This is a genomic window from Streptomyces sp. NPDC013157 (genome assembly GCF_042899865.1).
Taxonomy (GTDB): domain Bacteria; phylum Actinomycetota; class Actinomycetes; order Streptomycetales; family Streptomycetaceae; genus Streptomyces.
Map to the genome: position 1 here is coordinate 1,130,659 of NZ_JBIBAK010000001.1, position 25,239 is coordinate 1,155,897.

Consider the following 25,239-nt stretch of genomic DNA (forward strand, 5'->3'; position numbering starts at 1 on the left):
GGCCCCGGGCCCCCGGGCCCGGGGGCCGGGGCCCGCCGCTGGCCGCCCCCGGGCACCCCCCGCCCCGGGCGGGGGGGGGGCCGGCCCGGCGCCGGGCCCCCCCAACCCCCGATCACTCCGCCTCCGCCTCCGCCTCCGCCTCCGCCTGCCGTGCCGCCGCGTCGATCGCCGCCAGCGACCTGCGGACCTGGTTGCGGTCCGTGGTGTACCAGAAGTCGGGCAGTGAGGACTTGAGATATCCGCCGTACCGCGCGGTGGCCAGCCGCTGGTCGAGTACGGCGACCACGCCGCGGTCGCCCGACGCGCGTACGAGGCGGCCGGCCCCCTGGGCCATCAGGAGCGCGGCGTGGGTGGCGGCGACCGCCATGAAGCCGTTGCCGCCGGCGTCCTCGACGGCCTTCTGCCGGGCGCTCATCAGCGGGTCGTCCGGGCGCGGGAACGGGATCTTGTCCATGACGACCAGCTGGCAGCTGGGGCCGGGGACGTCGACGCCCTGCCAGAGCGACAGCGTGCCGAAGAGACAGGTCCTGGGGTCTGCGGCGAAGTTCTTGATCAGCTCGCCGAGGGTCTCCTCACCCTGCAGGAGGACCGGGAACTCGGGAATCCGGACGCGCAGTTCCTCGGCGGCCTGCTGCGCGGCCCGCATCGAGGAGAAGAGGCCGAGCGTACGGCCGCCGGCGGCCTGGATCAGCTCGGTCAGTTCGTCGAGCATGTCGGCGCGGTCGCCGTCCCGTGCGGGGCGTGACAGGTGCTTGGCGACGTAGAGGATGCCCTGCTTCGGATAGTCGAAGGGCGAGCCGACGTCGACGCCCTTCCACTGCGGGAGGTCCTCGCCCTCCGTGCCCTCCGGGGCCAGGCCCAGGGATGCGCCGACTCCGTTGAAGTCACCGCCGAGCTTGAGGGTCGCCGAGGTGAGGACGACCGAGCGGTCCGCGAAGAGCTTCTCCCTGAGCAGGCCGGACACCGACATCGGGGCGACCCGCAGGGAGGCGCCGAAGCGGTCGTGGCGTTCGTACCAGACGACGTCCCACTCGGAGCCGTTCACGATCCGCTCCGCCACGTCGTGCACGGTCTCCACGGAGGCCAGCGCCTGCTTGCGGACGGCGTCCTCGTCCTGGACCGACTTGTCACGGGTGGTACCCAGCGCGGAGATCACGGTGCGGGCGGCGTCCCTGAGCGCCGCCAGGGCGTAACCGAGATCCTCCGGGATCTCCTCCAGGCGGCCCGGCAGGGCCAGCTCCATCAGCCGCTCGAAGCCCTCGGCGGCGGTCTGGAGCTGGTCGGCGGCCTTCTCGTCGACCAGTTTGGCGGCGCGCCGGACCGCGCGGTTGACCTGACCCGGGGTGAGTTCGCCGGTGGCGACGCCGGTGACGCGGGAGACCAGTTCGTGCGCCTCGTCCACGATCAGCACCTCGTGCTGCGGGAGCACCGGGGCGCCCTCGATGGCGTCGATCGCGAGCAGGGCGTGGTTGGTGACGACCACCTCGGCGAGCTTCGCACGCTCACGGGCCATCTCGGCGAAGCACTCGGCGCCGTAGGCGCACTTGGACGCGCCGAGGCACTCCCGGGAGGAGACCGAGACCTGGGCCCAGGCCTTGTCGGAGACGCCCGGCGTGAGGTCGTCGCGGTCGCCGTTCTCGGTCTCGTCGGCCCAGTCGCGCAGGCGCAGCAGGTCCTGACCGAGCTTGCTGGTGGGCGCGGCCGCCTCGAACTGGTCGAAGAGGCCCTCCTCCTCGTCCTGCGGCATGCCCTCGTGCAGCCGGTGCAGGCACAGATAGTTCGACCTGCCCTTGAGCATGGCGAACTCCGGGCGCCGGCGCAGCAGCGGGTGCAGGGCGTCGACGGTGCGCGGCAGATCGCGCTCGACGAGCTGTCTCTGCAGGGCGAGGGTCGCCGTCGCGACGACGACCCGCTCTCCGTGGGCGAGCGCGGGCACCAGGTAGCCGAGCGACTTTCCGGTGCCGGTGCCGGCCTGGACCAGCAGATGGGATCCGTCGTCGATCGCTTCGGCGACCGATTCGGCCATGGTCACCTGGCCGGGGCGCTCCGTACCGCCGACAGCTGTGACAGCGGCATGCAGGAGTTCAGGGAGTGAGGGCTTCGTCATAGCGCGACCACCCTACGACCCGGCACTGACAACCGGGCGATCAATGCGGGGACGAGGGGTGGGATCACGCCGAGGGCTCCTGGGCGGGCAGGCCAAGGGGGAAGGCCGGATCCGGGACCGGGCCGCCCGGATTTTTTCCGGACCACCGGGAACTCGACAGATCGCCGCTTCGTACTACATGTGTACACGCAATCACTCAGCGCTACATCAGATGACGTAGGGACCGGTCCCGGATCATGAGGGCGGCCCGTTTGGCAGGCAGGTCGACCTCGGAGGCGTAGCGGAAGCCCGCGTTGAGGAAGGCGGCCACGGAGGGGGTGTTATGGAGATCGGGTTCCGCGACGACGCGGGCGCAGGCGGGGCGGTGATCGAGTACGTGGTCGGCCACGGCTCTGAGCAGGGCGGACCCCAGTCCTCGTCCTCGGTCGGCGACATCGCCGACGAGAAGATGGACACCGGTGTCGTGCGGGCGGGCCGGATAGTGGCGGGCGAGCGGGTCCAGGTCGGCTCGATAGATCTCCCAGTAGCTCATCGGGGTGCCGTCGAGCACGCCCAGACACGGCACGCTGCGTCCGTCTCCCGCGAGCTGGGCGCGCAGATGGTCCTCCGTCTGCGCCCGTGAGCCGGCCAGCTGCCAGAACGCGGCCACGGCAGGGTCGTTCATCCAGTCGCTGATGACCGGCAGGTCACGTTCGACCTGGACCGGCAGCAGGTGGAAGACGCCGACCGGCGTCTCGGTCGGGCCCCAGGTGCCGACCTGGTCGAGCAGGTCGGGCGACCCCGGCGGGTATAGGGGGCCGCGTCTCTCGTGAACGAGCCCGGGGGCTCGTTCGTCGGTCTCGGGAGTCGTCCCGGCGATGAGGGCGAGGAGTTCGCCGGGCAAGCGGAGGTCCAGGGTGTCCTCGCAGTCCCTGATGTCCTCGGCGGTTCCGGAACGGCCTGGGTGGCCGGTGGGTCCGGGGCGGACCGGGACGGGGCCTGTGTCGGCGCTCGCGTCGGTGGGAGGCATGGTGCGCTCCTCTCAGGAGACGAGGTGGGTCATGTTCCTCGGTCGGTGGACGAAGGGCGGTGAATGCGGCTCGGTGAATGCGGCTCGGCGAATGCGGCTCGGCGAATGCAGTCGGTCGGCGAAGGGCGGTGCACGAAGGCCGGAGGCAGTGTCGATGGGGTCAGCAGGGCGCGGAGTGGAGGGGGTTGGCGATGGTGACGTAGACGGACTGGGTGTCGACCGGGCCCACGAGTTCATCGAGGCCGTGCAGCCGGGTCAGCAGGTTGGCCTTGCAGCGCAGGACGGGTGAGTCGAGCAGGCGGCCGGGCAGGGGGCTGCGCAGCCGGGCGGGACCGGTGGCCGCGTCGGTGAGGAACCGGCGGAACGCCGCGAGCAGCAGCCGCTCGTCGGCGAGCCGCTGGGAGCCGAACGCGCCGATCAGGCCGAGCACGTTGTTGATGCCGAGGTAGTAGGCGAAGCGTTCGTCGGTGACCTCGTCGGAGACGAAGGTGTCGCTGTGCTCGCCGACACCGGGCAGCCTGGCGTCGAGGTCGGCCCGTCGGGACTCGCGGAAGTAGTAGCCCTGGTTGTCGCGGTAGAGCCCGCCGGCCGGCCAGCCGTCGGTGTCCAGCAGGAGGAGGGTGTTCTGCTGGTGCGCCTCCAGGGCGATGCCGACCTCGCCGTCCAGCCAGAGCACCGGGCGGACGACCTGCTCCAGGTAGCGCAGGAACCACTCGGCGCTGACGGCGCCCACGGGTCGGCCGGTGCGTTCGGCGAGCCGGGAGACCACCCGGGCCAGCCGGGAGCGGTACGGGCGGGGCCTGCCGTTCGCCGCCGGGACGTCGAGGGGCCGGGGCGTGACCAGCCCGGCGACGCAGGACACGTCGTCGGTGGGGGCGAACGGGTTGTGCCGGATCACCACGTCGAGTCCGGTGACGGGCCGGCCGTCCAGGCCGTCGACGGCCAGCCAGGCGGGGTCGCGCACGATGTCGAAGCCGGGGTGGGCGGCCTGCCACTGCTTGGCGAGGCCGGTACGGAGCAGGCGGTGCACCTCGACGCCTCGGTGGAGTTCCTTGCGGAGGTTCTCCCGGCGGGAGTTGGTGATGCGCAGGCCGAGCGACAGCTTGAGCATGGCGGGGGCGCCGGTGCGGTGGACGGTTCGTACGGAGGAGGTGGGACACCAGGGGGCGCCGAGTGGGCCCAGGTCGCGCAGGAGCCCGGCGTCGAGGAGGGCGGCGGTCTCCTCGCGGTGACCGATCTCGCGGGCCTGCCACGGATGCAGGGGTAGGGCGGCGGCACAGCCCTCGGGCAGGGGCAGGGCCGTGCCGGCCAGGCGTTCCATGAGGTCGGGTGCGGGGACGGGACGGCCTCGCTCGGTCCAGGCCGAGTCGGTGGCGAGCAGGGAGGAGGCGACCGCGATCCAGTGCAGGGGGAAGGAGCCGCGCAGCTCCGGTGAGTAGAGCCGGGCTTCGGACTCGGTCAGGCCCTCGCGGCTCTTCGGGGTCGGGTGCAGCGGGTGCCCGAGGAGGAGTGCCTGCTCGGCGGCGAGGAAGCGGTCGGGGCCGTCGGCGGGGTGGGCGCGCCGGTCCGCGATGAAGGTGACGGTGCGACGCAGGGAGTCGGCGACCCGGGCCACGAGGTCGGCGGTGTCCGGGGTGGCCCGGGCGCTGCCGGGAGCCTTGTCGGCAGCGTGGCCGACCGTGCCTCCGGTGTGGGTCGCTGCCGTGCCTCCGGTGTGGGTCGCTGCCGTGCCTCCGGTGTGGGTGGCCGCCCTGCCTTCGCCGTGGGCCGCCGTGCTCCTGGTGCGGCCGGTGCTGCCTCCGGCGGGGCCGGTGCCGTTCTCGGCATGGCCCGGGTCGACCTCGGCGTGGCCTGTGTCGACCCCGGCCCGGTCGGCGGTGCCCGCCGGTCCCGTGGGCGTCTCGCGGGTGAGCAGGGCGGCGAGGGCGACCGCGTCCACGGGTGGGGCGGTGTCGGGGGCGCCGGCCAGGCGGGGCTGGCCGAAGCGGTGCCAGCCGGTCGGGGACCAGTGGCGGATCGGGGTGACCAGCGCCGTACCGCTGGCGGGGAGGGGGATGCGGAGGGCGCCGGTGTCGGGCGTGGGCAGGTCCGTCTCGCGTACCCAGCAGCGAAGCAGGTTCTCCACGGCGGCGGCCTGGGCGGCGATGTACGGGTCGGGGTGTTCGAGGAGGTCACCCGTGTCGTCGCGTGGCCGCTCGGGCTGGGAGGTACGGCCTCGTTGCTGGGGGACCGACTCGGCGAGCGGAAGGGGGCGTCCCTGTGGGCCTTGTTCTCCGTTGTCGTCGGGCGCGGGGGTGGCGTTCAAGGCGGGTTCCTCGGGGCTCGGGCGGTGCGGTGTTCGGCGTCGTGGCGGCGAACCGGGCTGGTCGGTTGGTGGGTCGGGTGCTGAGTGTCCTGATGAGAGGGGTGCGGATGATGTGGGGTGGTTCGTTTCGTGGGGCGGTCGGTGCGCTCCGGGGCCATCGGCCGGCCAGTTCGTCCGAGGTGCTCCGGCCGGGCGAGGTGTGCCGGCCGGCCGGGCTGCCGTCGGCGGTTCGGCGGACAGGTGCCGTCCGGATGGTCCGGACGGTCCGGACCATCCGAGCGGTGCGGGTGATCACCGGTCCGGACGGCACTGGCTGTCCGAGCCGCCCCGGCGGTCTGGACGGCACTGGCTGTCCGAGCGGCCCCGGCGGTCCGGACGGCCGCGGCGACGGATCCGCTCCGGACGGCTCGGGCGGCGGGTTCGTGTCGGGGGTGCCGGCCGACCGGGGCTTTCCCGGGGCGACGGTCAGCCGTCCGGTTCCTTGCGGCCCTCGGGGCGTCGGGGCCGGGCACCGTGGGCGGCCGGGTCGCGGGCCACGGCCGTCACGGCGTCGGCGAGGCGGTCCAGTACGGCGGCCGCCTGTTCGTCGGTGATGGTCAGGGGCGGCAGCAGTCGTACGACACCGCCGTGCCGGCCGCCGAGTTCGACGATCAGGCCCCGTTCCAGGCAGGCGCGCTGCACGGCCGAGGCCAGTTCGGGAGCGGCGGGGCTCGGCCCGGGCCGGGCTTCACCGTCCCGCCCCCTCGCCGCAGCGCCCGTAGCCGCAGCGCCCGTAGCCGCAGCGCTCCGCGCCGCCGCGACCGCATCACCGCCCTCCTGAGCCCGCGCCTCCCTCGCGCGGTCCTCGGTCTTCTCCGTGGGCTCCTCCCCCTCCGGGTCCACCAGCTCCACCCCGATCATCAGGCCCCGCCCCCGCACGTCTCCGACGCACGCGAAGTCGTCCTGGAGTCGGCGGAGTTGGGAGAGCATCCGGGCGCCGAGCCGGCCGGCTCGTTCGGCGAGGGCGTTCTCGCGGACGTGGGCGAGGGTGGCGGTACCGGCGGCCATGGCGAGTTGGTTGCCGCGGAAGGTGCCGGCGTGGGCGCCGGGCTCCCAGACGTCGAGGTCGTCGCGGTAGACGACGACGGCGAGGGGAAGGCTGCCGCCGATGGCCTTGGACAGGACCATCACGTCGGGGGTGACGCCGCTGTGTTCGACGGCCCAGAAGGCGCCGGTCCTGCCCACCCCGGTCTGGATCTCGTCGGCGATCAGCGGGATGGAGCGGTCGGAGGTGAGCCGGCGCATCCGGCGGAGCCAGTCGTCCGGCGCGGGGATCACCCCGCCCTCGCCCTGCACGGGTTCGAGGATCATGCCGGCGGGGAGGGGGACGCCGGACTTGGGGTCGTCGAGGACGGTCTCGGTCCAGCGGGCGGCGAGTTCGGCGCCGCGGGGGCCGCCGACGCCGAACGGGCAGCGGTAGTCCTGGGGGTAGGGCAGCCGGGCGACGCGGACGTCGCCGGCTCCGCCGGAGGCGGCCAGGGCACCGGTGGTCATCCCGTGGTAGGCGCCGGTGAAGGCGAGGATGCCGGTGCGGCCGGTCGCGGCCCGGACGAGTTTGAAGGCGGCCTCGACGGCGTCCGTGCCGGCGGGCCCGCAGAACTGGACGCGGGCGCGGTCGGCGAGGCCCGGCGGCAGGGTGCGGAACAGTTCGGTGATGAAGGCGTCCTTGACGGGGGTCGCCAGGTCCAGGACGGAGAGCGGGGCACCGGAGTCGAGGACCTTGCGGATCGCTTCCAGCACGACGGGGTGGTTGTGGCCGAGGGCGAGGGTGCCGGCGCCGGAGAGGCAGTCCAGGTAGCGGCGTCCGTCGGCGCCCTCGATGGTCAGGCCACGGGCCCGCACCGGCACGATGGGCAGGGCGCGCGCGTAGGTACGTGCCCGCGACTCACGCGCCGACTGGCGCCTCAGGATCCCCTCCTGTGCCTCGCGCGCTCCCCCGAACGTATCCCCGGTCACCGGTTCCGTCACGGCCACGGCTCGCTGTCCTCCCCGCTGTCCAGAGGCGAGTTGATCGGCGGGCACCGGGCACAGGCAGCCGGACCCCCACCGCTACCAACCCCGGACCGCCCGGCGGGTTACGGGTCACTTCAAGATCATTGCCGTGAGCTTGCCGTTCCCGGCCCGGCCGACGTCCGACCCGTCGGACGGGGATTCACCCGGGTCACCTGCGACGCACCGATCCCACCGGCGAACCGGGGTTGCCTCGCTGGTGGGGCCCGTAGCAAAACCGTTGCCCGTCCATCGGGAGCGCCGCACAGCGAGCGCATAGTGTGTGGCGCTGAAGTTCCTTATCAACAGGGGGAGTCACCACCATGCGATCCATCCGGCCGTCGTTCGCCCTTCGAGGTGGAGGGGGCGCGCCGCGTGCGCTGGCGGCCGTCTCCCTCGCCTCGGTGCTGGCGCTGACCGCCACCGCCTGCAGCGGCTCCGGGGACGACAACGCCGGCGGCCCGGCGTCCGCGTCCGCCACGGCCGACACCGGTGACGGCAAGATCAAGATCCCGGACGACATCAAGAAGAGGCTCAAAGAGCACGGGATCGACATCGACAAGTGGAAGAACGGCGCCTGGCAGAACTGGGACAAGGACGACTGGCTGCGCGAGGCCAACGACTTCATCAATCCCATCATCAAGGGCCTGTGGGACCCGAACCGGATGCGGGACGCCAACGACCCCGACAAGGACAAGGGCGTCGACGACAACGACCTCTCCGGTGACCAGGGGGTGACCGACCCCACGCCGGAGCCGGTCCAGGCGAAGGCGGTGCGGCCTGCGTACCACGCGAGCGCGGCCACGGCCGGGAAGGTCTTCTTCGACTCCCCCGAAGGCACGATGGTCTGTTCGGCGACGGTCGTCGAGGACCCGGCGCACCCGGGCAAGTCCAACCTGGTGTGGACGGCGGGGCACTGTGTGCACGCCGGAAAGAAGGGCGGCTGGTACCGCAACATCGCGTTCGTGCCGTCGTACAACGACAAGGGGCTGACGGGTTCGGCGCTGGCGGCGGCGACCCGTTCGGAGGTCGCGCCGTACGGCGTCTGGTGGGGCGACGGGGCCCAGACCTCGCAGCAGTGGATCGACCAGGGCGGCGAGACGGGCGGCGACGGGGCGTCGTACGACTACGCCGTGATCCATGTGACGCCAGAACAGGGCAACGGCGGCAAGTCGCTCGAGGAGACGGTGGGTTCGGCGTTGCCGGTGAACTTCGACGCGCCTGCGGTGCCGAAGGTGTCGAGCATGACCGCCACCGGGTACCCGGCGGCGAAGCCGTACGACGGGTCGCTGTTGTATCAGTGCGCGGACAGGCCGGGGCGGCTGTCGGTGGATGCGTCGGCGCCGACGATGTACCGGATCGGCTGCACGATGACCGGCGGCGCGTCGGGCGGCGGCTGGGTGGAGACGGGTGCCGACGGCAAGCCGGCGCTGGTGTCCAACACGTCGATCGGGCCGGTCGGTTCGGGGTGGCTGGCGGGGCCGCGGTTCGGTGATGTGGCCAAGGGGGTTTATGAGGGGGTCAGCAAGGAGTTTGCTGACCAGTGAGGGGTGAGATTCGCCTTCGCGCCATGGTTCGACAGGTGCGTGGGCGGGTGACTCGCCGTCGTGGTTGATCGCGCAGTTCCCCGCGCCCCCAAGACATGAAGGCCCGCCCCCGCAGAAAGGGGGCGGGCCTTCACTTGCGCGGTGTCACGCGGCCGGAGCCGGGGCGTACGGCGTCAGTTCTGCCGCCAGTTCCTCGTGGACGCGGACCTTGAGGAGGGTGCCCTCGGCGGTGTGCTCCTCCGAGAGGACCTCGCCCTCGTTGTGGGCGCGGGCGACCAGCTTGCCGTGGGTGTACGGGACCAGGGCCTCGATCTCGACCGACGGGCGGGGCAGCTCGTTGTCGATCAGGGCGAGGAGTTCCTGGATGCCCTGGCCGGTGCGGGCCGAGACCGCGAGCGAGCGCTTCTCGTTGCGCAGCAGCCGCTGGAGGACCAGCGGGTCGGCCGCGTCGGCCTTGTTGATCACGACGATCTCGGGTACGTCGGTGGCACCGACGTCCCTGATCACCTCGCGCACGGCGGCCAGCTGCTCCTCCGGGGCCGGGTGCGCGCCGTCGACCACGTGGAGGATCAGGTCGGAGTCGCCGACCTCCTCCATGGTGGAGCGGAACGCCTCGACCAGGTGGTGGGGCAGGTGGCGGACGAAGCCGACGGTGTCCGCGAGGGTGTAGAGGCGGCCACTGGGCGTCTCCGCGCGGCGGACGGTCGGGTCCAGGGTCGCGAACAGCGCGTTCTCGACCAGGACGCCGGCGCCCGTGAGGCGGTTGAGCAGGGAGGACTTGCCGGCGTTGGTGTAGCCCGCGATGGCGACGGACGGCACCTTGTTGCGGCGGCGCTCCTGGCGCTTGATCTCGCGGCCGGTCTTCATCTCCGCGATCTCCCGGCGCATCTTCGCCATCTTCTCGCGGATCCGCCGCCGGTCCGTCTCGATCTTGGTCTCACCGGGACCACGGGTGGCGAGGCCGCCGCCCTTGCCGCCGCCCATCTGGCGGGACAGCGACTGACCCCAGCCTCGCAGCCTCGGCAGCATGTACTGCATCTGCGCGAGCGAGACCTGCGCCTTGCCCTCGCGGGACTTGGCGTGCTGGGCGAAGATGTCCAGGATCAGGGCGGTCCGGTCGATGACCTTGACCTTGACGACGTCCTCCAGCTGGATCAGCTGGCCCGGGCTGAGCTCACCGTCGCAGATGACGGTGTCCGCGCCCGTTTCGACGACGATGTCGCGGAGCTCCAGGGCCTTGCCGGAGCCGATGTAGGTGGCCGCGTCGGGCTTGTCCCGACGCTGGATGACGCCGTCGAGGACGAGCGCGCCCGCGGTCTCGGCGAGGGCGGCCAGCTCCGCGAGGGAGTTGTCCGCGTCCTGCACGGTGCCCGAGGTCCACACCCCGACCAGCACGACCCGCTCCAGGCGGAGCTGTCGGTACTCGACCTCGGTGACGTCCTCGAGCTCCGTGGAGAGGCCCACGACGCGGCGCAGGGCCGCGCGCTCGGAGCGGTCGAACTGGTCGCCGTCCCGGTCTCCGTCGATCTCGTGGCTCCAGGCGACGTCCTCTTCCATCAGGGCATCGGCCCGAAGACCGTCGGGGTAGTCCTGCGCGAGGCGCCTGGTGTCCTGGGAAGGGGAAGAAGAGGAGGTCATTGGGTCCTTACGTCGATGGGAGTGCCGAAGCCGGCCTTCGACTTCTCAACGTACGAGTACCCCGGGAGATTCCCCGCGACCCGTACCGTGCCGGCCTCACGATGGTCGCACGGTACGCCCCGTCCCGGCACCGTGTTATTCCGGGGGCCGCCCCGCCGTCACTTCTTGGTGTGCTTCTTCGGGGCAGCGGCCTGCTTCCAGTCGGGGTGGCCGGGCATCGGCGGGGTCTTCGCGCCGTACAGCCAGGCGTCGAAGAAACCGGTCAGGTCGCGGCCCGCGACCGCGGAGGCGAGGCGGACGAAGTCGGCGGTCGTGGCGGTGGCGTCCCTGTGCCGCTGGACCCAGATCCGCTCCAGGCGCTCGAAGGCGGGCTTGCCGATCTCCTGGCGCAGGGCGTAGAGGGCGAGGGCGGCACCGTCGTAGATGTTGGGGCGGAAGATGCTGATCTTCTGGCCGGGCTCGGGTGCCTTGGGCAGGGCGGGCGGCCCGCCTTCGGCGCGCCAGCGGTCGGAGGCGCCGTACGCGGCCTTCATCCGGTCGATCATGGGCTGGTGGCCCTTCTCCTGCGCGTACAGCTCCTCGTACCAGGTGGCGTGGCCCTCGTTCAGCCAGACGTCGGACCAGACGCGGGGGCTGACGCTGTCGCCGAACCACTGGTGGGACAGCTCGTGCACCATGACCGACTCGATGTACCACTTGGGGTACGCGGGCTCGGTGAACAGGTTCTTCTCGAAGAGGGAGAGGGTCTGGGTCTCCAGCTCGAACCCGGTGGACGCCTGTGCCATGAGCACGCCGTACGTCTCGAACGGGTAGGTCCCGACCTTGCTCTCCAGCCAGGCGATCTGGTCCGGGGTCTTGGCCAGCCAGGGTTCGAGCTTCTTGGCGTCGGCGCTCGGGACGACGTCCCGGACGGGCAGGCCGTGCGGGCCGGTGCGGTGCAGCACGGCGGAGCGGCCGATGGAGACCTGGGCCAGCTCGGTGGCCATGGGGTGCTGGGTGCGGTAGGTCCAGGTGGTCTGGCCGCCGACCCGGGCGGAGTCGGTGGGCAGGCCGTTGGCGACGACGGTGTAGCCGTTCGGGGCGGTGATGTGGAAGGTGAACATCGCCTTGTCGGACGGGTGGTCGTTGCACGGGAAGACCAGGTGGGCGGCGTCGGCCTGGTTGGCCATGGCGAGCCCGTCGGTGGTGCGCACCCACCCGCCGTCCTGGCCCTTGGCGGAGACCGGGTCGCTGGTGTGCTTCACCGTGATCCGCGTCCAGTCGCCCCGCCGCAGCGGCTGGTCCGGCGTGACGACCAGGTCCTCGCCGGCGCCGGCGAAGGCGGCCGGCCGGCCGTCGACCTCGACGGACTCGACCTTGCCGTGCGCGAAGTCGAGGTTGAGGCGGTCCAGGTCCGCGGTGGCCCAGGCGTCGATGGTGGTCACGGCCTGCAGCGGCTTGTCGTTGCTGCCCGGATAGGTGAAGGAGAGGTCGTACGACGCCACGTCGTACCCCGGGTTGCCGAGGTACGGGAAGAGCCGGTCGCCGACGCCGAGCGGGGCCGGCGGGGCGCTCGCGCCGAGGAGGGCGACGGAGACGGCGGAGGCGAGGAGGGCGGCGGCCCGCCGGTGCCGGAGCGGTCGGCTGGCGCGCCGTGACGGGCGGGTGCGGAGGGTGAGCGGCATGGACCACCGCTACCAGCCCACTCCGCGCTCACGGCGCCGACGCGCGACCAAACCACTCGATCGGGTAGGTCATTGGTGTTGCGCTCGGCCGACGTCGTACACACCGGGCACGTTGCGCATCGCGCGCATCAGGGCGGGCAGGTGGGCCGCGTCCGGGAGCTCCACGGTGTACGTGTGCCGGACCCGCTGCTGGCTGGGAGGTTCCACGGTCGCCGAGACGATCTCGGCGCCCTCCTGGGCCATCGCCTCGGTGAGGTCGGCGAGCAGATGGGGCCGCCCGAACGATTCGGCGACCAGGGTGACCCGGCAGGCGGTGCTGTCGCCCCAGGTCACGGCCACCTCGGGGCGCCCAGTGCCCTTCATGTGCGCCACCGAGGCGCACTCCACGCGGTGCACGGTGACCACTCCGCCGCGCACGGCGAAGCCGGTGACCTCGTCGGGCGGTACGGGGGTGCAGCAGCCGGCGAGGCGTACGGTCGCGCCGGGCCGGTCGGGGATCACCGCATTCGCGGTCCTGGGGGCGGTGCTGGGGGCGGTGCCGGAGACCAGGGGGTCGGGTACGGGACGGCTGGGGGCCGGGGCCGGCGGCTCCCCGGTGCTGTCCGGGTGGGCGGCCAGCCAGCGCTGGATGGCGATCCGCGCCGCCGGGGTGTGGGCGTGCTCCAGCCACTCCCGGGAGGGCTCGGAGGCCGGGTCCTGGCCCATCAGGAGCTGGACGGTGTCGCCGTCCTTGAGGACCGTGCTGAGGGTCGCGAGGCGGCCGTTGACGCGGGCGCCGATGCAGGCATGGGCGTCCTCGCCGTACTGGGCGTAGGCGGCGTCGACGCAGGTGGCTCCCTCGGGGAGGCCCAGGGTGCCGCCGTCGGGGCGGAAGACGGTGATCTCGCGGTCCTGGGCGAGGTCCTCGCGCAGGGTGGACCAGAAGGTGTCGGTGTCCGGCGCGGCCTTCTGCCAGTCGAGGAGGCGGGAGAGCCAGCCTGGGCGGGTGGGGTCGGCGCGCTCGCCGTCGGCCGGGGCGTCGGCGGTCTCCGCCGCGGCGACGTCTGCGGCCGGGGCGTAGGGGTTGCCGAGGGCGACGACGCCGGCCTCGGCGACCTTGTGCATCTGGTGGGTGCGGATGAGGACTTCGGCGACCTGTCCGTCGGCGCGGGCGACCGCCGTGTGCAGCGACTGGTACAGGTTGAACTTCGGTACCGCGATGAAGTCCTTGAACTCCGAGACCACCGGGGTCATGCACGTGTGCAGTTCACCGAGGACGGCGTAACAGTCCGCGTCCTCGTTGACCAGCACCAGGAGCCGGCCGAAGTCGGCGCCGCGCAGTTCGCCGCGTTTGCGGCTGACGCGGTGGACGGAGACGAAGTGCCGGGGCCGGATGAGGACTTCGGCCGGGATGTCGGCCTCGCGCAGCACGCCGCGCACCTCGTCGGCGATCCCCGCGAGGGGGTCGTCGGCGCGGGCCGCGTTCTCGGCGATCAGCTCCCGGGTGTGCTCGTACTCCTCGGGGTGCAGGATGGCGAAGACCAGGTCCTCCAGCTCGGTCTTGAGCGCCTGCACGCCGAGCCGTTCGGCGAGCGGGATGAGGACGTCACGGGTGACCTTGGCGATGCGTTCCTGTTTCTCGCGGCGCATCACGCCGAGGGTGCGCATGTTGTGCAGACGGTCGGCGAGCTTGATCGACATCACCCGGACGTCGCTGCCGGTGGCGACGAGCATCTTCCGGAACGTCTCGGGTTCGGCGGCGGCCCCGTAGTCGACCTTCTCGAGTTTCGTCACCCCGTCGACCAGATAACGGACCTCCTCGCCGAACTGTTCCCGCACCTGGTCGAGCGTCACGTCGGTGTCCTCGACGGTGTCGTGGAGCAGAGACGCCGTCAGGGTCGTGGTCTCGGCGCCGAGTTCGGCGAGGATCAGGGTGACCGCGAGGGGGTGGGTGATGTACGGCTCCCCGCTCTTGCGCATCTGGCCGCGGTGCGAGGACTCGGCCAGCACGTACGCGCGGCGCAGGGGTTCGAGGTCGGCGTCGGGGTAGTGGGCGCGGTGCGCCTCGGCGACATGCCCGATGGCGTCGGGGAGTCTGCCGCGGGCGGCGTTGCCGAGCAACGCGGCCCGGCCGAGCCGGCGCAGGTCGATCCGGGGGCGGGCCTTCCTGCGGACCGCCGCCGCGGGCGCTGCGGGACCGGGCGTCGCAGGGTTCGTGGCCTCCGCACTCATGGGCACCTCCGGCTCGTGGACCGGCGGACGGGGCCCCAGGGCATACGAGGCTCAGGGATTGGCGACGTTCCCCCGTCCGTGCCGGTGCTTGATGCTATCGAGCCCATCACCCCCGATTGACCGGCTCCCGCCGAGCGTGAAACGGATCACCCAATCGAGCGACGATTTCGAGGTTTACGATTTTGCGCCACCTGTTCGGGGGGTGGCCGACGTTTCTCGCCACTCACGGCAACGCGGGCCGTGGATCCGGGTGTTGGAGCACCTCCCGGACCACGGTTTACGACCCGCAGTCAGCTCAACGGCCAGCGTTTTCCAGCCACTCGGCGTCGATCTCGCCCGTGGCGACAATCACTGCGGGGCCGGTCATCTCGATCTCGCCGTCGGGCCGCTCGGTGATGACGAGCCGTCCGCCGGGCACGTCCACGGTGTACGTCGCCGGGGCGCCGGTGACCGAGGGGTCGGCGCCGTCGCGGCGGGCGGCGGCCACGGCGACCGCGCAGGCGCCGGTGCCGCAGGAGCGGGTCTCGCCGGAGCCGCGCTCGTGCACGCGCATCGCGACATGGCGGGGGCCGCGGTCGACGACGAACTCGACGTTGACCCCTTCGGGGTAGGCCGACGGGGGGCTGAAGGGGGGCGGGGTGTAGAGGTCGCCGGCGTCGGCGAGGTCCGCGACGAAGGCGACGGCGTGCGGGTTGCCCATGTTCACGTTCCGCGCGGGCCAGGTGCGGTCGCCGACGCTGACGGTCACGTCGCCCTCGGGGAGGCGGGCGCTGCCCATGCCGACGGTGATGTCCCCGTCCTTCGCGATGTGCACGGTCTTGGTGCCGCCGCGGGTGGCGACCGTGAGGTCGCCCTGTGTGGCGTGGCCGGCGTGCTGGAGGTAGCGGGCGAAGACGCGGACGCCGTTGCCGCACATCTCGGCGATCGAGCCGTCGCCGTTGCGGTAGTCCATGAACCACTCGGCGTCGGCGGCCATCCCCTTGGCCTCGGGGTGCGCGGCGGACCGTACGACGTGCAGCACGCCGTCGGCGCCGATGCCGGCGCGGCGGTCGCAGAGGGCGGCTACTGCGGCCGGGGTGAGGTCCAGGGCGTTGTCGGGATCCGGGACGATCACGAAGTCGTTCTCGGTGCCGTGGCCCTTGAGGAAGGGGATGCTCATTCTTCGAGGGTAAAGGAGGGGTGCGGGGCCGTGCGGATGGTGGTCCGGGTGCGGCCCGGTGGGGGCTGGTCGCGCAGTTCCCCGCGCCCCTTTCGGGGCGCTCCGGTGAGGGGCGCTTCCAGCGCGGCCCCGCTTCAGTACAGCGACTACTTCAGCGCAGGCGCGCTACGCGCCAGACCGCCAGGACGGCGACGATCGCCACCAGGATCACGTAGCCGAGCACCACCCGCCAGTCGGGCCTGCGGCCCGCGCCGCGGGGTGGGAGGCCGGGCCATGTGTAGCCGACCTTCCTCGCCGCCATCATGCCCCAACCCGCCGCGCAGGAGCAGATCAGCAGGCCCAGCATGGCGATCACCGCGCCGCTGTCGCCGAAGTCGAAGGCCAGCGGGAAGGCGAACATCAGGGAGCCGACCGCGGCCAGGCCGACGATGGGCGCCAGCTGCCACAGGCGCAGGCGGCGCTGCGGGCGGAGCTCCACCTCGACCTCGGGGCCGCTCGCGAACATCTCCTCCGGCTCGGGGCCGTCGGCGGTGACGCCGCCGCCCACCGTGTCGTCCGGACCGTCCGGCGAGAGTCGCCCCTCACCCTCCTCGACGTCACCCGGTTCCAGGGCCTCGACGGCGACGTGCTCGGTGTCGTGTGCGGTGTCGCGAGGGCCGGCCTCCATCGCCACGCGCCCTCCCAACCTAGGACTCCACTTGCGATCGAAGCTCGATGATGGCACGGCGCCGGAGCCCTCGATGACCGGTGGCGCATCCCGATGCCATGACGTGATCAGGCTGTGACCGGTCGTTCGACCAACGCCAGGGCCTGCCGCGGAAGTTCTTCGCGGTCCGCCGAGGCCCCACTCAACCAGTGCACCCGGGGGTCGCGCCTGAACCATGAATCCTGGCGGCGCGCGAAGCGCTTGGTGGCACGGACGGTCTCCGCCCGCGCTTCCGCTTCCGTGCACTCGCCGGCGAGCGCCGCCAGGACCTGCTGGTAGCCGAGGGCTCGCGACGCCGTGCGTCCCTCGCGCAGCCCTTGCGCCTCCAGTGCGCGCACCTCGGCCACCAGCCCGGCCTCCCACATCCGGTCGACGCGCAACGCGATGCGCTCGTCGAGTTCGGGGCGGGCCACGTCGACGCCGATCTGGACGGTGTCGTAGACCGAGTCGTGGCCGGGCAGGTTGGCGGTGAAGGGGCGCCCGGTGATCTCGATCACCTCCAGCGCGCGGACGATACGGCGGCCGTTGCTGGGCAGGATCGCGCGGCCCGCCTCGGGGTCGGCGGCGGACAGCCGGGCGTGCAGGGCGCCGGAGCCGCGCAGGGCGAGCTCGTCCTCCAGGCGGGCCCGCACCTCGGGGTCGGTGCCGGGGAACTCCAGGTTGTCGACGGCGCCGCGGACGTACAGCCCGCTGCCGCCGACCAGGATCGGCCAGCGGCCCTCGGCGAGCAGGGCGTCGATGCGGGCGCGGGCGAGCCGCTGGTACTCGGCGACGGAGGCGGTGACGGTCACGTCCCAGATGTCGAGCAGGTGGTGCGGGACGCCGGCGCGCTCCTCGGGCGTCAGCTTGGCGGTGCCGATGTCCATCCCCCGGTACAGCTGCATGGAGTCGGCGTTGACGACCTCCCCGCCGAGCCGCTGGGCCAGGAAGACGCCGAGGTCGGACTTTCCGGCCGCGGTGGGGCCGACGACGGCGATGACACGGGGGGCGGGGGGTGCGCTGCTCACCGCACCAGTCTCGCAAACCTCGGAGGCGGCTCTCGAACGAGTTACGTGACGGAGCGTGTCCGGCTTCGTTGCCCGTTGGGAGGTTCCCGCCACCGCCGCCGAGAGGCCGCGACCGGTCCGGCGCAATCGGACGCACCGGGGTCACGCGGGATTTCGCTCGCACGAGTAACGTATGGAGTGGATATGGGCGTTTTTGCACGGTTCCTTGGGAAGAAGCAGAAGGCGTCGGAAGAGCCGAGGACGTCGGAAGAACCGGAGGTCACGGCGCCGTCCGGTGCCGAGCCCGGCGGGCCGGGACCGGAGAACGCCGCGGAGGAGGCGGCCGAGGCCGGGACCGGGGCGAAGGGCTCCGGGGAGGACGACGGCCGGGGCGCGGACGCGAGGACGGAGACGGAGCGCGCCGCGGCCGCCGCCGACACCGAGATTCCCCAGCAGCAGTCCGCCAAGGAGGCCGCCGACAACGAGGCCGGCGAGGGCGCCCGCACATAACGGCCCGCCAGGGAAGCCATAGGGAAGGTAACCATGGGTCTTTTGGACAATTTGAAGGCCAAGCTCGCCCCGGCCAAGGACAAGGCCTCTCACTTCGCGCAGCAGCACGAGGACACGGTCGACAAGCTCCAGCACGGCATCGACAAGGCCGCGCGGGTCGTCGACCAGAAGACCAAGGGCAAGTACAGCGACAAGATCCAGACGGGTACGGGCAGGGCCAAGGGCGCCATGGACCGGTTCGTACACCCGGACGCCATGGGCGGTACGACGCCCGACCCCACCGCCCCGACCCGGCCGGAGGGGCCGCCGCCGGCTTCCTGAGCCGGGCGGGTCCCGGAAGAGAACGGCGGACGGCCGAGAGTCACCCGACTCCCGGCCGTCCGCCGTTTCGGCACGCGTCCGGCACGGGGGCGCGGTGCGGCCGACGCTCAGGACCGGGTCAAGACCAGGTCGCCACCAGGTAGCAGACGCCGTACGGTGCGTCGTCGTAGAGGAGGGCCCCGGCGAGGTCCGCGTCCTCGGCCGCGCCGGCCAGGACCTGCCAGGGGGCGCGGCCTGCGGCCTTGAGCCGGTACGCCAGGTCGGCGTCGAGGGCCTTGAGCGCCTCGATGTCGGCCGCGCCGAGCGCCCGGGCGACCTCGGCGTCGAAGGGGGCCGCCCGCTCGTCGAGGTAGCCGGGTGCCTTGAGGGTGCGGCAGGCGCTGGCGTCGCCCATGACCAGCATCGCCACCCGCGCAGCCCGGCCGGCGATCTCCCGGCCGGCCTGGACGCACCGCTCGGCCTCCAGCGGCTCGCCGACGCCGAGCCCCTCGACGGGCGCGTCGGCCCAGCCGGTGCGCTCCAGCAGCCAGGCGCCCACGGCGAGCGACGGCGGCAGCTCCCGCCCACCGGCCGCACCCGGGCCGCCTGCCGGAACGCCGCCCAGCCGTACGTCGACCTCGGCCCCGAAGCCCCGGAAGGTGCCCGGGCTGCCCTGCGGGAACACACCCCGCCCCGGCTGTTCGGCGGGCCCCACCACGACCAGCAGGTCGGGCCGGGCGGCGGCGAGCACCCCGAGCGCGTCGGTGCAGGCGGCACGCGCGGCGTCCAGCTCGGGCGCGGCCCCCGCGGCAACCTCGGGGACGAGGACCGGCGGGCAGGGACAGACTGCTGCTGCGACAAGCATGATCGGCAGCCTACTGCGGGTACACGGGCGCGGGACCGCTGCTCCACGCCAGTTCCGCCAGCCGGTAGAACACGCGGTGCGTGGACATCAGGCCGTCGATGTGGACGTAGTACTCGTCCCCGTCCCCCACCCGGAACACCTCACGGCGCTGCTGGCGCAGGCCCGTGCGCGGACGGTGGGTGCAGGCGACCTCGTACAGGGTGGCCCGGGCCTGCTCCGGGGTGCTCTCGAAGCGGGTGACCTCCTCGACCCTGTAGTACTCGCCGTTCCCGAACTGCACGACAACCACCCAGCGCGCCATGCTCCGCCCCCCCGGCCTCTGATCGACGTGAGGAGTATGGCGCGTGTTCAGTGCGCCGCACAGCCTCCGATGGCCGCCGGCAGCGGCTCCGGCACGCCGATCTTCGGCAGCCCCAGCAGCACGCCCGCGGGCTTGGCCGCCTCGGCCGCGTTCCGCTTCTCCCAGGCATCGCCTGCACGGGTACGGCGGACGGCGAGCGTCGGGCCCTCGGCGAGGAGGTGGTGCGGGGCGGCGTAGGTGATCTCGACCGTGACGACGTCGCCGGGGCGGACGTCCTGGTCGGGCTTGGTGAAGTGGACCAGACGGTTGTCGGGGGCGCGGCCGGAGAGGCGGTGGGTGGCGCCGTCCTTGCGGCCCTCGCCCTCGGCGACCATCAGGTCGAGCGTGCGGCCGACCTGCTTCTTGTTCTCGTCCCAGGAGATCTCCTCCTGGAGGGCGACGAGACGCTCGTAGCGCGCCTGGACGACCTCCTTGGGGATCTGGTCCTCCATGGTCGCGGCGGGGGTGCCGGGCCGCTTGGAGTACTGGAAGGTGAAGGCCTGCGTGAAGCGGGCCTCGCGCACGACGTGCATCGTCTGCTCGAAGTCCTCCTCGGTCTCGCCGGGGAAGCCCACGATGATGTCGGTGGTGATCGCCGCGTGCGGGATCGCGGCCCGCACCTTCTCGATGATCCCGAGGTAGCGCTCCTGCCGGTAGGAGCGGCGCATCGCCTTCAGGACGGTGTCCGAGCCGGACTGGAGCGGCATGTGCAGCTGCGGCATCACGTTCGGGGTCTCGGCCATGGCCGCGATCACGTCGTCGGTGAAGTCACGGGGGTGCGGGGAGGTGAACCGGACCCGCTCCAGGCCCTCGATGCTCCCGCAGGCCCGCAGCAGTTTGCTGAAGGCCTCGCGGTCGCCGATGTCGGAGCCGTAGGCGTTGACGTTCTGGCCGAGCAGCGTGATCTCGGAGACGCCCTCGCCGACCAGGGCCTCGATCTCGGCGAGGATGTCGCCGGTGCGGCGGTCCTTCTCCTTGCCGCGCAGGGCCGGGACGATGCAGAAGGTGCAGGTGTTGTTGCAGCCGACGGAGATCGACACCCAGGCCGCGTAGGCGCTCTCGCGCCGGGTCGGCAGGGTGGAGGGGAACGCCTCCAGCGACTCCGCGATCTCCACCTGGGCCTCTTCCTGGACCCTGGCGCGCTCCAGCAGGACCGGCAGCTTGCCGATGTTGTGCGTGCCGAAGACGACGTCGACCCAGGGGGCCTTCCGCACGATGGTGTCGCGGTCCTTCTGCGCCAGGCAGCCGCCGACCGCGATCTGCATACCGGGGCGGGACGCCTTCCTGGGCGCGAGCCGGCCGAGGTTGCCGTAGAGCCGGTTGTCGGCGTTCTCCCGGACCGCGCAGGTGTTGAACACCACCACGTCGGCGTCGCCGTCCGCCCCCTCGGGGGCGCGCACGTAACCGGCGTCCTCCAGCAGCCCGGACAATCGCTCGGAGTCGTGGACGTTCATCTGGCACCCGTAGGTGCGCACTTCGTAGGTCCTGGGTGCCTGAACGTCCACTACCGGGCTCCGGTCGCTGCTGCTGGTCATGGGTCAAGGGTAGGCGGTCCCCGGACACCGCCGCCCCGGCCCTTGCGGCGGGGGCTGACCGTCAGGCGAAGGCGAGTGAGCGGAACGCGTCGCGGACGTGGCCGAGAGGTTCGGGGTCCCTGGCGTAGTAGAGCTCGTTGGTCAGCAGGACCGCCCAGCGGCCCTGCTGCGGAGAGAGCCATGCGCCCGCTCCCGTGGAGCCGTCGGGCACCCAGATGTCGTCGGTCCCGGCAACGGTTCCCGGGGCCGGGTGCCAGAACAGTCCGCCAGCGGGCGAGAGGTCGCCGGTCCGGATCCGCAGCGACTCCCGGACCCAGGCGGGGCCGAAGCCCGGTTGTCCGCCGTCCTGGCCCGGCTGCAGCACGTGGCGGAGGAAGGCCGCGAGGTCGGGGAGGACGGAGAACACCCCGGAGCTGCCGCAGACTCCGCCCAGCAGCCGCGCCTGCGAGCCGTGGGCGGTGCCCCTCAGGCGGGTCCCCGTGCTGTCGTCGAGTTCGGTCGGCGCGCAGCGGGCGGCCGCTTCGTCGGGCAGCGGGCCGTAGCAGGTGCGTGTCATGCCGAGCGGCTGCCACACGCGGGTGGCCGCGAGGACGTCGAGGCTCTGGCCGGAGAGCTCCTCGGCCAGGAAGCCGAGGACGAGTGCGGCGCGGTCGGTGTACTCCACGGCCTCCCCGGGCGGACAGCGGAGGTCTTCGTGGAGGACGCCGTCGCGGATGTCCCGGGGGTGGGTGCCGTACAGGTCCCCGAGGTCGGTGAGGGGCGGACCGCCGGCGGTGTGGGTGAGCAGGTGGCGGGTGGTCACCCGGCCCAGGGGGTGGCCGCGCACCTCGGGCCAGAAGACGCCCAGCTGCTCGTCGAGGTGCAGCTTGCCGTCCTCGACGAGGGATCCGACGGCCGACCACACCGCGAGGATCTCCGTGAGGCCGCCGACGTCGAAGACGGTGTCGTGCCGCATCGGCTCGTCGGGCCGGTCCGGATCCAGGACGCCCGGGGTGCCGATGACCATGTTCGAGCGGTCGCCGACGGCCCAGACGGCGCCGGGGTAGACCTTGTCGCGGACGCCTTCGCCGACGAGCCGGCGGATGCGGTCGATGTCTAGGTCGAGGGCCATGGTCTCCCGATCTGTCCGTCCTGGGCCGTGTGGTCTCCCGTCGCTCAGCGTAGTGAGGCGAATGCGGAGGGTGTGGCTGCGCCACGGGCGGGCCTTGCGCGCCGTTCGCCGAGCCGGCGCGTCTGCCGCCACGGCGTTGCGCGGAGGGCGGGGCGCCGCCGACCGGCTGAGGTCGCGCCGCCAACCGGCGGGTTCTCCGTGCCGGTCGCCGGGAGGACGGCTCCCACGGGGTACGCCTCGACAGGGCATGCGACGAGCGGAGCGCACGTGATCCGGGTACTGGTGGTCGACGACGAAGCCCTGATCCGCACGGGCTTCACGCACATTCTCGAAACGGCGGACGACATCGAGGTCGTCGCGGCGGTAGCGGGTGGTCAGGCCTTGCGCACGGTGCGGGAGCTGCGACCCGACGTCGTCCTGCTCGACATCCGCATGCCGGACGTGGACGGGCTCACGATTCTGGCCGACCTCCGCCGCATGCCGCAGGCTCCGGTGGTCGCCATGCTCACCACCTTCGACACCGACGAGTACGTGGCGACCGCTCTGCGTTCGGGCGCCGCCGGATTCCTGCTCAAGGACACCGACCCCGAGCAGCTTCCCCATCTGGTGCGCACCCTGGCCGAGGGCGGGACCGTACTGTCGTCCAAGGTCACCCGCCTGGTGGTGGGCGGCTACCTCGACAACAGCGTCCGTGAGCCCGCCGCCGTCCGTCTCACCGCCCGGCTTACCGAGCGGGAACGTGCCGTGCTCGTCCTCATGGCCGAAGGACTCGCCAACACCGAGATCGGCGAACGGCTGCACCTGAGCACCGGCACCATCAAGGGCCATGTCGCCAACGTCCTCGGCAAGCTGCGGGTGAGCAGCCGTGTCCAGGCGGCTCTGATCGCCGAGCGCGCGGGCCTGCTCGCCTCCTCGCAGGACGAGGGCGTCCGGTGAGCTCCCGGCAGCCGTCGGCCGTGCTCCTCGACATCGGCTTCGTCGGGGTCGCGCTGGCGGACGCCTGGTCTCACGTCGGAGTCGGGGACCAGCCGGCCGCCGCGTGCGCGCTGCTCGGCGCCGTTGCCCTGATGCTGCGGCACCGGCTGCCCCTGACGACCTTCGTCCTCACGCTCCCCACCGCCCTGGTCACCGACGCGGTGGTCGCCCCCATGGCCGCGCTGTACACGCTCTCCTCCCTCAACCGCCACCGTTTCCTGCTGGCCGGCTGCGCGCTCACCTACGCGATCATCGACTTCCTGCCGTGGCCGTGGTCGTCCCTGGACGCCACCGAGCTGTCCCAGACGAACAACCTGTTCCACCTCAGCTACACCCTGGCCACCGCCGCCGCTCCCGTCTTCCTCGGCCAGCTCGTCCAGGCCCGGCGCGAACTGTCGCTGCGGCTCGCCGACATCTCCGAGGCCCGGGAGCAGGAGCGGCTGCTGACCGCCCAGAGCGTACTGGCGAAGGAGCGCGCCCAGCTCGCCCGGGAGATGCACGACGTGGTCTCCCACCAGGTCAGTCTCATCGCCGTACAGGCCGGAGCGCTCCAGGTGAGCGGCCGGGACGCCGAGACGAGACAGGCCGCGGCCACGATCCGCCGCCTGAGCGTGCAGACCCTGGAGGAGCTGCGGCACATGGTGGGCGTGCTGCGGGCCTCCGGCAGCAGGCCGACGGAGCTCACCCCGCAGCCTTCGCTCGCCGACCTGGAGCACCTGGTCGGGGCCAGCGGCATCGAGGCGAAGCTGGAGACCGACCTGCCCGAGGAGCTTCCGCCGACGGTGCAGCGCGCCGTCTACCGCACCGTCCAGGAAGCGCTGACCAACGTCCGCAAGCACGCCCCCGGCGCCGCCGCGACCGTCCGTGTCAGGCACCGGGACGGTGTCCTCCGTGCCACGGTCACCAACACCGCCCCCACCCGGCCGGCCTTCGCCCTGCCGAGCGCCCACAACGGCCTGGTCGGCCTGGCCCAGCGTGCGGAGCTCCTCGGCGGCACGGTCGCATCGGGCCCCACGGCCCAAGGGGGCTACGAGCTCCGCCTCGAGCTGCCCGTCGAACGGAACCGGTGACCGGTGCCGGTCCGCCCGGACCGGCACCGGGGCAGGCCGGCCAGTCGGCGGGGTGGTTCCGGCCACCTGGCGGATGGTCCGGCCGGGGGCCCGGCACCGACTCTGGAGCACGTGAGACACCACGTGGCCTCGGCAGGGGTCCCTCACCGTCCGAAGCCGTCCCGGGCCAAGAAGGAGGCCGGTCCCATGTCGATCCACCTGACGCTTCTGTGCGCGCCCGGCGGTGACGCCACCCTGGACCCGCTCCTCGGCGACGCACCACTGAGCGAGCCCGGCCTGCGACTGGCAGGCGCCGCGAGAGCAGTGCTCTCTCCCTGCGAGCAGGCCGTCCGGGCGCCCTCGGCCCGTTGCTCGCAGACTGCCGACGCCATCGGCCTTGCGGCGGTGTCCGAGCCCGTGCTGCGCGATCTCGACGTGGGCAGATGGTGCGGTCGCACCGTCGGTGAAGTCGCCGCGAGCGAACCCGACGGGTTCAGCGCCTGGCGCACGGATCCGGATGCCGCGCCCCACGGAGGGGAGTCCGTACGCCAGCTCTGCCGCCGGTCGGCGGACTGGCTGAGCGGCATGACGCCCGGCACGGGCCACGCGGTGGCGATCACCGAGGCGGCCGTCGTCCGAGCCGCGCTCATCCATGCTCTGGCCCTGCCGGCGAGAGCTTTCTGGCATCTGGCCGTGCCGCCCCTGTGCACGGTCTTCCTCACCTGGCGAGGCGACTGCTGGGACGTCCAGTCGGGCCGCGTCCTTCCCCAGGAGCCCCGGCGACGGGTGCTCTCGCGGCCCCCGGCGCCCGCAGCCGCCGACAGCGCCCGGCCGACGGCGCTCCGCCCGGACGGCGGGACGGTCTCCGGGTGCCTGCCGGAATCGGCCCTCACCGGCTGCGGCTAGCGGCCAGGACCCGGCCGGCGCGGTCGGGGACGCCGGGCTGCCGGACGGTCCGCTGCCGGCGGCCGCCGCGCAAGCCCTCCAGCGCTCCGCAACCGGGCTGTTTCCCGGCCCGCCCGCCCCGCCCACACACCGGCCGAACGACCCGTCCGGTCCCGGCTGACCCGCCCGGTCCCGAGCGACCCGTCCGGTCCCGAGCGACCCGCCCTGCGCCCGCCAATCGCCCGCCGCGCAAGGGGAGTCGGGCCTCGGCGGGCCCGCTCCGGATCGTGGGCGGGGATTGACGTGACG

At 72.7% G+C, this 25,239-nt stretch carries 20 protein-coding genes; 6 read left to right on the plus strand and 14 right to left on the minus strand.

The genetic code is table 11. The features are described 5' to 3' along the window. Positions 1 to 112: 112 nt before the first annotated feature. The 4 genes from ACFY6U_RS05010 to ACFY6U_RS05025 form a co-directional block, all read right to left on the minus strand. Entirely contained in the window at positions 113 to 2,107 is a 1,995-nt protein-coding gene (locus ACFY6U_RS05010) for an ATP-dependent DNA helicase (protein ID WP_390035102.1), read from the minus strand. A 202-nt stretch (positions 2,108 to 2,309) separates the two neighbouring features. Further along, entirely contained in the window at positions 2,310 to 3,116 is an 807-nt protein-coding gene (locus ACFY6U_RS05015) for a GNAT family N-acetyltransferase (RefSeq protein ID WP_390035103.1), read from the minus strand. Positions 3,117 to 3,276: 160 nt separating this feature from the next. Continuing rightward, complete coding sequence (locus ACFY6U_RS05020; protein ID WP_390035104.1) at positions 3,277 to 5,421, minus strand: IucA/IucC family protein; 2,145 nt, start codon at positions 5,419 to 5,421, stop codon at positions 3,277 to 3,279. A gap of 465 nt (positions 5,422 to 5,886) precedes the next feature. After that, positions 5,887 to 7,434 carry a diaminobutyrate--2-oxoglutarate transaminase family protein gene (locus ACFY6U_RS05025; protein WP_390035105.1) on the minus strand — a complete coding sequence of 516 codons (1,548 nt, stop codon included), beginning with the start codon at positions 7,432 to 7,434 and terminating at the stop codon, positions 5,887 to 5,889. A 338-nt stretch (positions 7,435 to 7,772) separates the two neighbouring features. Here ACFY6U_RS05025 and ACFY6U_RS05030 point away from each other — a divergent pair, with 338 nt between their 5' ends. After that, positions 7,773 to 8,996, plus strand: coding sequence for a trypsin-like serine peptidase (locus ACFY6U_RS05030; RefSeq protein WP_390035106.1), 1,224 nt, complete (start codon positions 7,773 to 7,775; stop codon positions 8,994 to 8,996). 144 nt (positions 8,997 to 9,140) lie between these two features. On the opposite strand, the gene hflX is transcribed toward ACFY6U_RS05030, so the two are convergent. The 6 genes from hflX to miaA all read right to left on the minus strand — a co-directional run bounded on the left by hflX (position 9,141) and on the right by miaA (position 17,381). Continuing rightward, on the minus strand, positions 9,141 to 10,634 hold the full coding sequence (gene hflX / locus ACFY6U_RS05035) for a GTPase HflX (protein ID WP_390035107.1): 1,494 nt from the start codon (positions 10,632 to 10,634) through the stop codon (positions 9,141 to 9,143). A 158-nt stretch (positions 10,635 to 10,792) separates the two neighbouring features. Further along, complete coding sequence (locus tag ACFY6U_RS05040; RefSeq protein ID WP_390035108.1) at positions 10,793 to 12,298, minus strand: M1 family metallopeptidase; 1,506 nt, start codon at positions 12,296 to 12,298, stop codon at positions 10,793 to 10,795. Between the two features lie 69 nt (positions 12,299 to 12,367). After that, positions 12,368 to 14,509 carry a RelA/SpoT family protein gene (locus ACFY6U_RS05045; protein ID WP_390035109.1) on the minus strand — a complete coding sequence of 714 codons (2,142 nt, stop codon included), beginning with the start codon at positions 14,507 to 14,509 and terminating at the stop codon, positions 12,368 to 12,370. Positions 14,510 to 14,804: 295 nt separating this feature from the next. Continuing rightward, on the minus strand, positions 14,805 to 15,668 hold the full coding sequence (gene dapF, locus ACFY6U_RS05050; protein WP_390035110.1) for a diaminopimelate epimerase: 864 nt from the start codon (positions 15,666 to 15,668) through the stop codon (positions 14,805 to 14,807). Between the two features lie 151 nt (positions 15,669 to 15,819). Further along, entirely contained in the window at positions 15,820 to 16,335 is a 516-nt protein-coding gene (locus tag ACFY6U_RS05055) for a hypothetical protein (RefSeq protein WP_390035206.1), read from the minus strand. A 107-nt stretch (positions 16,336 to 16,442) separates the two neighbouring features. Further along, positions 16,443 to 17,381: a tRNA (adenosine(37)-N6)-dimethylallyltransferase MiaA gene (miaA, locus tag ACFY6U_RS05060; protein ID WP_351484870.1), complete on the minus strand. Its 939-nt coding sequence runs from the start codon at positions 17,379 to 17,381 to the stop codon at positions 16,443 to 16,445. 183 nt (positions 17,382 to 17,564) lie between these two features. Here miaA and ACFY6U_RS05065 point away from each other — a divergent pair, with 183 nt between their 5' ends. After that, entirely contained in the window at positions 17,565 to 17,870 is a 306-nt protein-coding gene (locus tag ACFY6U_RS05065) for a hypothetical protein (RefSeq protein ID WP_390035111.1), read from the plus strand. Positions 17,871 to 17,903: 33 nt separating this feature from the next. Next, complete coding sequence (locus tag ACFY6U_RS05070) at positions 17,904 to 18,191, plus strand: antitoxin (protein WP_390035112.1); 288 nt, start codon at positions 17,904 to 17,906, stop codon at positions 18,189 to 18,191. 118 nt (positions 18,192 to 18,309) lie between these two features. Here ACFY6U_RS05070 and ACFY6U_RS05075 read toward each other — a convergent pair whose 3' ends face one another. The 4 genes from ACFY6U_RS05075 to ACFY6U_RS05090 form a co-directional block, all read right to left on the minus strand. Next, positions 18,310 to 19,035, minus strand: coding sequence for a class III extradiol dioxygenase subunit B-like domain-containing protein (locus tag ACFY6U_RS05075; protein ID WP_390035113.1), 726 nt, complete (start codon positions 19,033 to 19,035; stop codon positions 18,310 to 18,312). 10 nt (positions 19,036 to 19,045) lie between these two features. After that, a complete protein-coding gene (locus ACFY6U_RS05080; RefSeq protein WP_390035114.1) occupies positions 19,046 to 19,336 on the minus strand; it encodes a hypothetical protein in 291 nt (96 codons plus the stop codon). Between the two features lie 47 nt (positions 19,337 to 19,383). Next, positions 19,384 to 20,910, minus strand: a complete 1,527-nt coding sequence (miaB, locus tag ACFY6U_RS05085; protein ID WP_390035115.1) for a tRNA (N6-isopentenyl adenosine(37)-C2)-methylthiotransferase MiaB — start codon at positions 20,908 to 20,910, stop codon at positions 19,384 to 19,386. 61 nt (positions 20,911 to 20,971) lie between these two features. Further along, positions 20,972 to 22,021 (minus strand): serine hydrolase domain-containing protein, encoded by a 1,050-nt coding sequence (locus ACFY6U_RS05090; protein ID WP_390035116.1) that lies wholly within the window; start codon positions 22,019 to 22,021, stop codon positions 20,972 to 20,974. 267 nt (positions 22,022 to 22,288) lie between these two features. Between ACFY6U_RS05090 and ACFY6U_RS05095 the strand changes: the two genes are divergently transcribed. From ACFY6U_RS05095 to ACFY6U_RS05105, 3 genes are all read left to right on the plus strand, one after another. Beyond that, positions 22,289 to 22,957 (plus strand): response regulator, encoded by a 669-nt coding sequence (locus tag ACFY6U_RS05095; RefSeq protein ID WP_390035117.1) that lies wholly within the window; start codon positions 22,289 to 22,291, stop codon positions 22,955 to 22,957. After that, positions 22,954 to 24,066, plus strand: a complete 1,113-nt coding sequence (locus tag ACFY6U_RS05100) for a sensor histidine kinase (protein ID WP_390035118.1) — start codon at positions 22,954 to 22,956, stop codon at positions 24,064 to 24,066. The genes ACFY6U_RS05095 and ACFY6U_RS05100 overlap by 4 nt, the downstream gene beginning before the upstream one ends. 186 nt (positions 24,067 to 24,252) lie before the next feature. Continuing rightward, complete coding sequence (locus ACFY6U_RS05105) at positions 24,253 to 24,951, plus strand: histidine phosphatase family protein (RefSeq protein ID WP_390035119.1); 699 nt, start codon at positions 24,253 to 24,255, stop codon at positions 24,949 to 24,951. The last annotated feature ends 288 nt before the right edge of the window (positions 24,952 to 25,239 follow it).

Excerpts from the sequence above, each read along its gene's own strand:
- ACFY6U_RS05010 (WP_390035102.1), bottom strand. The coding sequence starts at position 2,107 with ATGACGAAGCCCTCACTCCCTGAACTCCTGCATGCCGCTGTCACAGCT.
- ACFY6U_RS05015 (WP_390035103.1), bottom strand. The coding sequence starts at position 3,116 with ATGCCTCCCACCGACGCGAGCGCCGACACAGGCCCCGTCCCGGTCCGC.
- ACFY6U_RS05030 (WP_390035106.1), top strand. The coding sequence starts at position 7,773 with ATGCGATCCATCCGGCCGTCGTTCGCCCTTCGAGGTGGAGGGGGCGCG.
- hflX (WP_390035107.1), bottom strand. The coding sequence starts at position 10,634 with ATGACCTCCTCTTCTTCCCCTTCCCAGGACACCAGGCGCCTCGCGCAG.
- ACFY6U_RS05040 (WP_390035108.1), bottom strand. The coding sequence starts at position 12,298 with ATGCCGCTCACCCTCCGCACCCGCCCGTCACGGCGCGCCAGCCGACCG.
- ACFY6U_RS05045 (WP_390035109.1), bottom strand. The coding sequence starts at position 14,509 with ATGAGTGCGGAGGCCACGAACCCTGCGACGCCCGGTCCCGCAGCGCCC.
- dapF (WP_390035110.1), bottom strand. The coding sequence starts at position 15,668 with ATGAGCATCCCCTTCCTCAAGGGCCACGGCACCGAGAACGACTTCGTG.
- ACFY6U_RS05055 (WP_390035206.1), bottom strand. The coding sequence starts at position 16,335 with ATGGAGGCCGGCCCTCGCGACACCGCACACGACACCGAGCACGTCGCC.
- ACFY6U_RS05065 (WP_390035111.1), top strand. The coding sequence starts at position 17,565 with ATGGGCGTTTTTGCACGGTTCCTTGGGAAGAAGCAGAAGGCGTCGGAA.
- ACFY6U_RS05070 (WP_390035112.1), top strand. The coding sequence starts at position 17,904 with ATGGGTCTTTTGGACAATTTGAAGGCCAAGCTCGCCCCGGCCAAGGAC.
- ACFY6U_RS05075 (WP_390035113.1), bottom strand. The coding sequence starts at position 19,035 with ATGCTTGTCGCAGCAGCAGTCTGTCCCTGCCCGCCGGTCCTCGTCCCC.
- ACFY6U_RS05080 (WP_390035114.1), bottom strand. The coding sequence starts at position 19,336 with ATGGCGCGCTGGGTGGTTGTCGTGCAGTTCGGGAACGGCGAGTACTAC.
- miaB (WP_390035115.1), bottom strand. The coding sequence starts at position 20,910 with ATGACCAGCAGCAGCGACCGGAGCCCGGTAGTGGACGTTCAGGCACCC.
- ACFY6U_RS05090 (WP_390035116.1), bottom strand. The coding sequence starts at position 22,021 with ATGGCCCTCGACCTAGACATCGACCGCATCCGCCGGCTCGTCGGCGAA.
- ACFY6U_RS05105 (WP_390035119.1), top strand. The coding sequence starts at position 24,253 with ATGTCGATCCACCTGACGCTTCTGTGCGCGCCCGGCGGTGACGCCACC.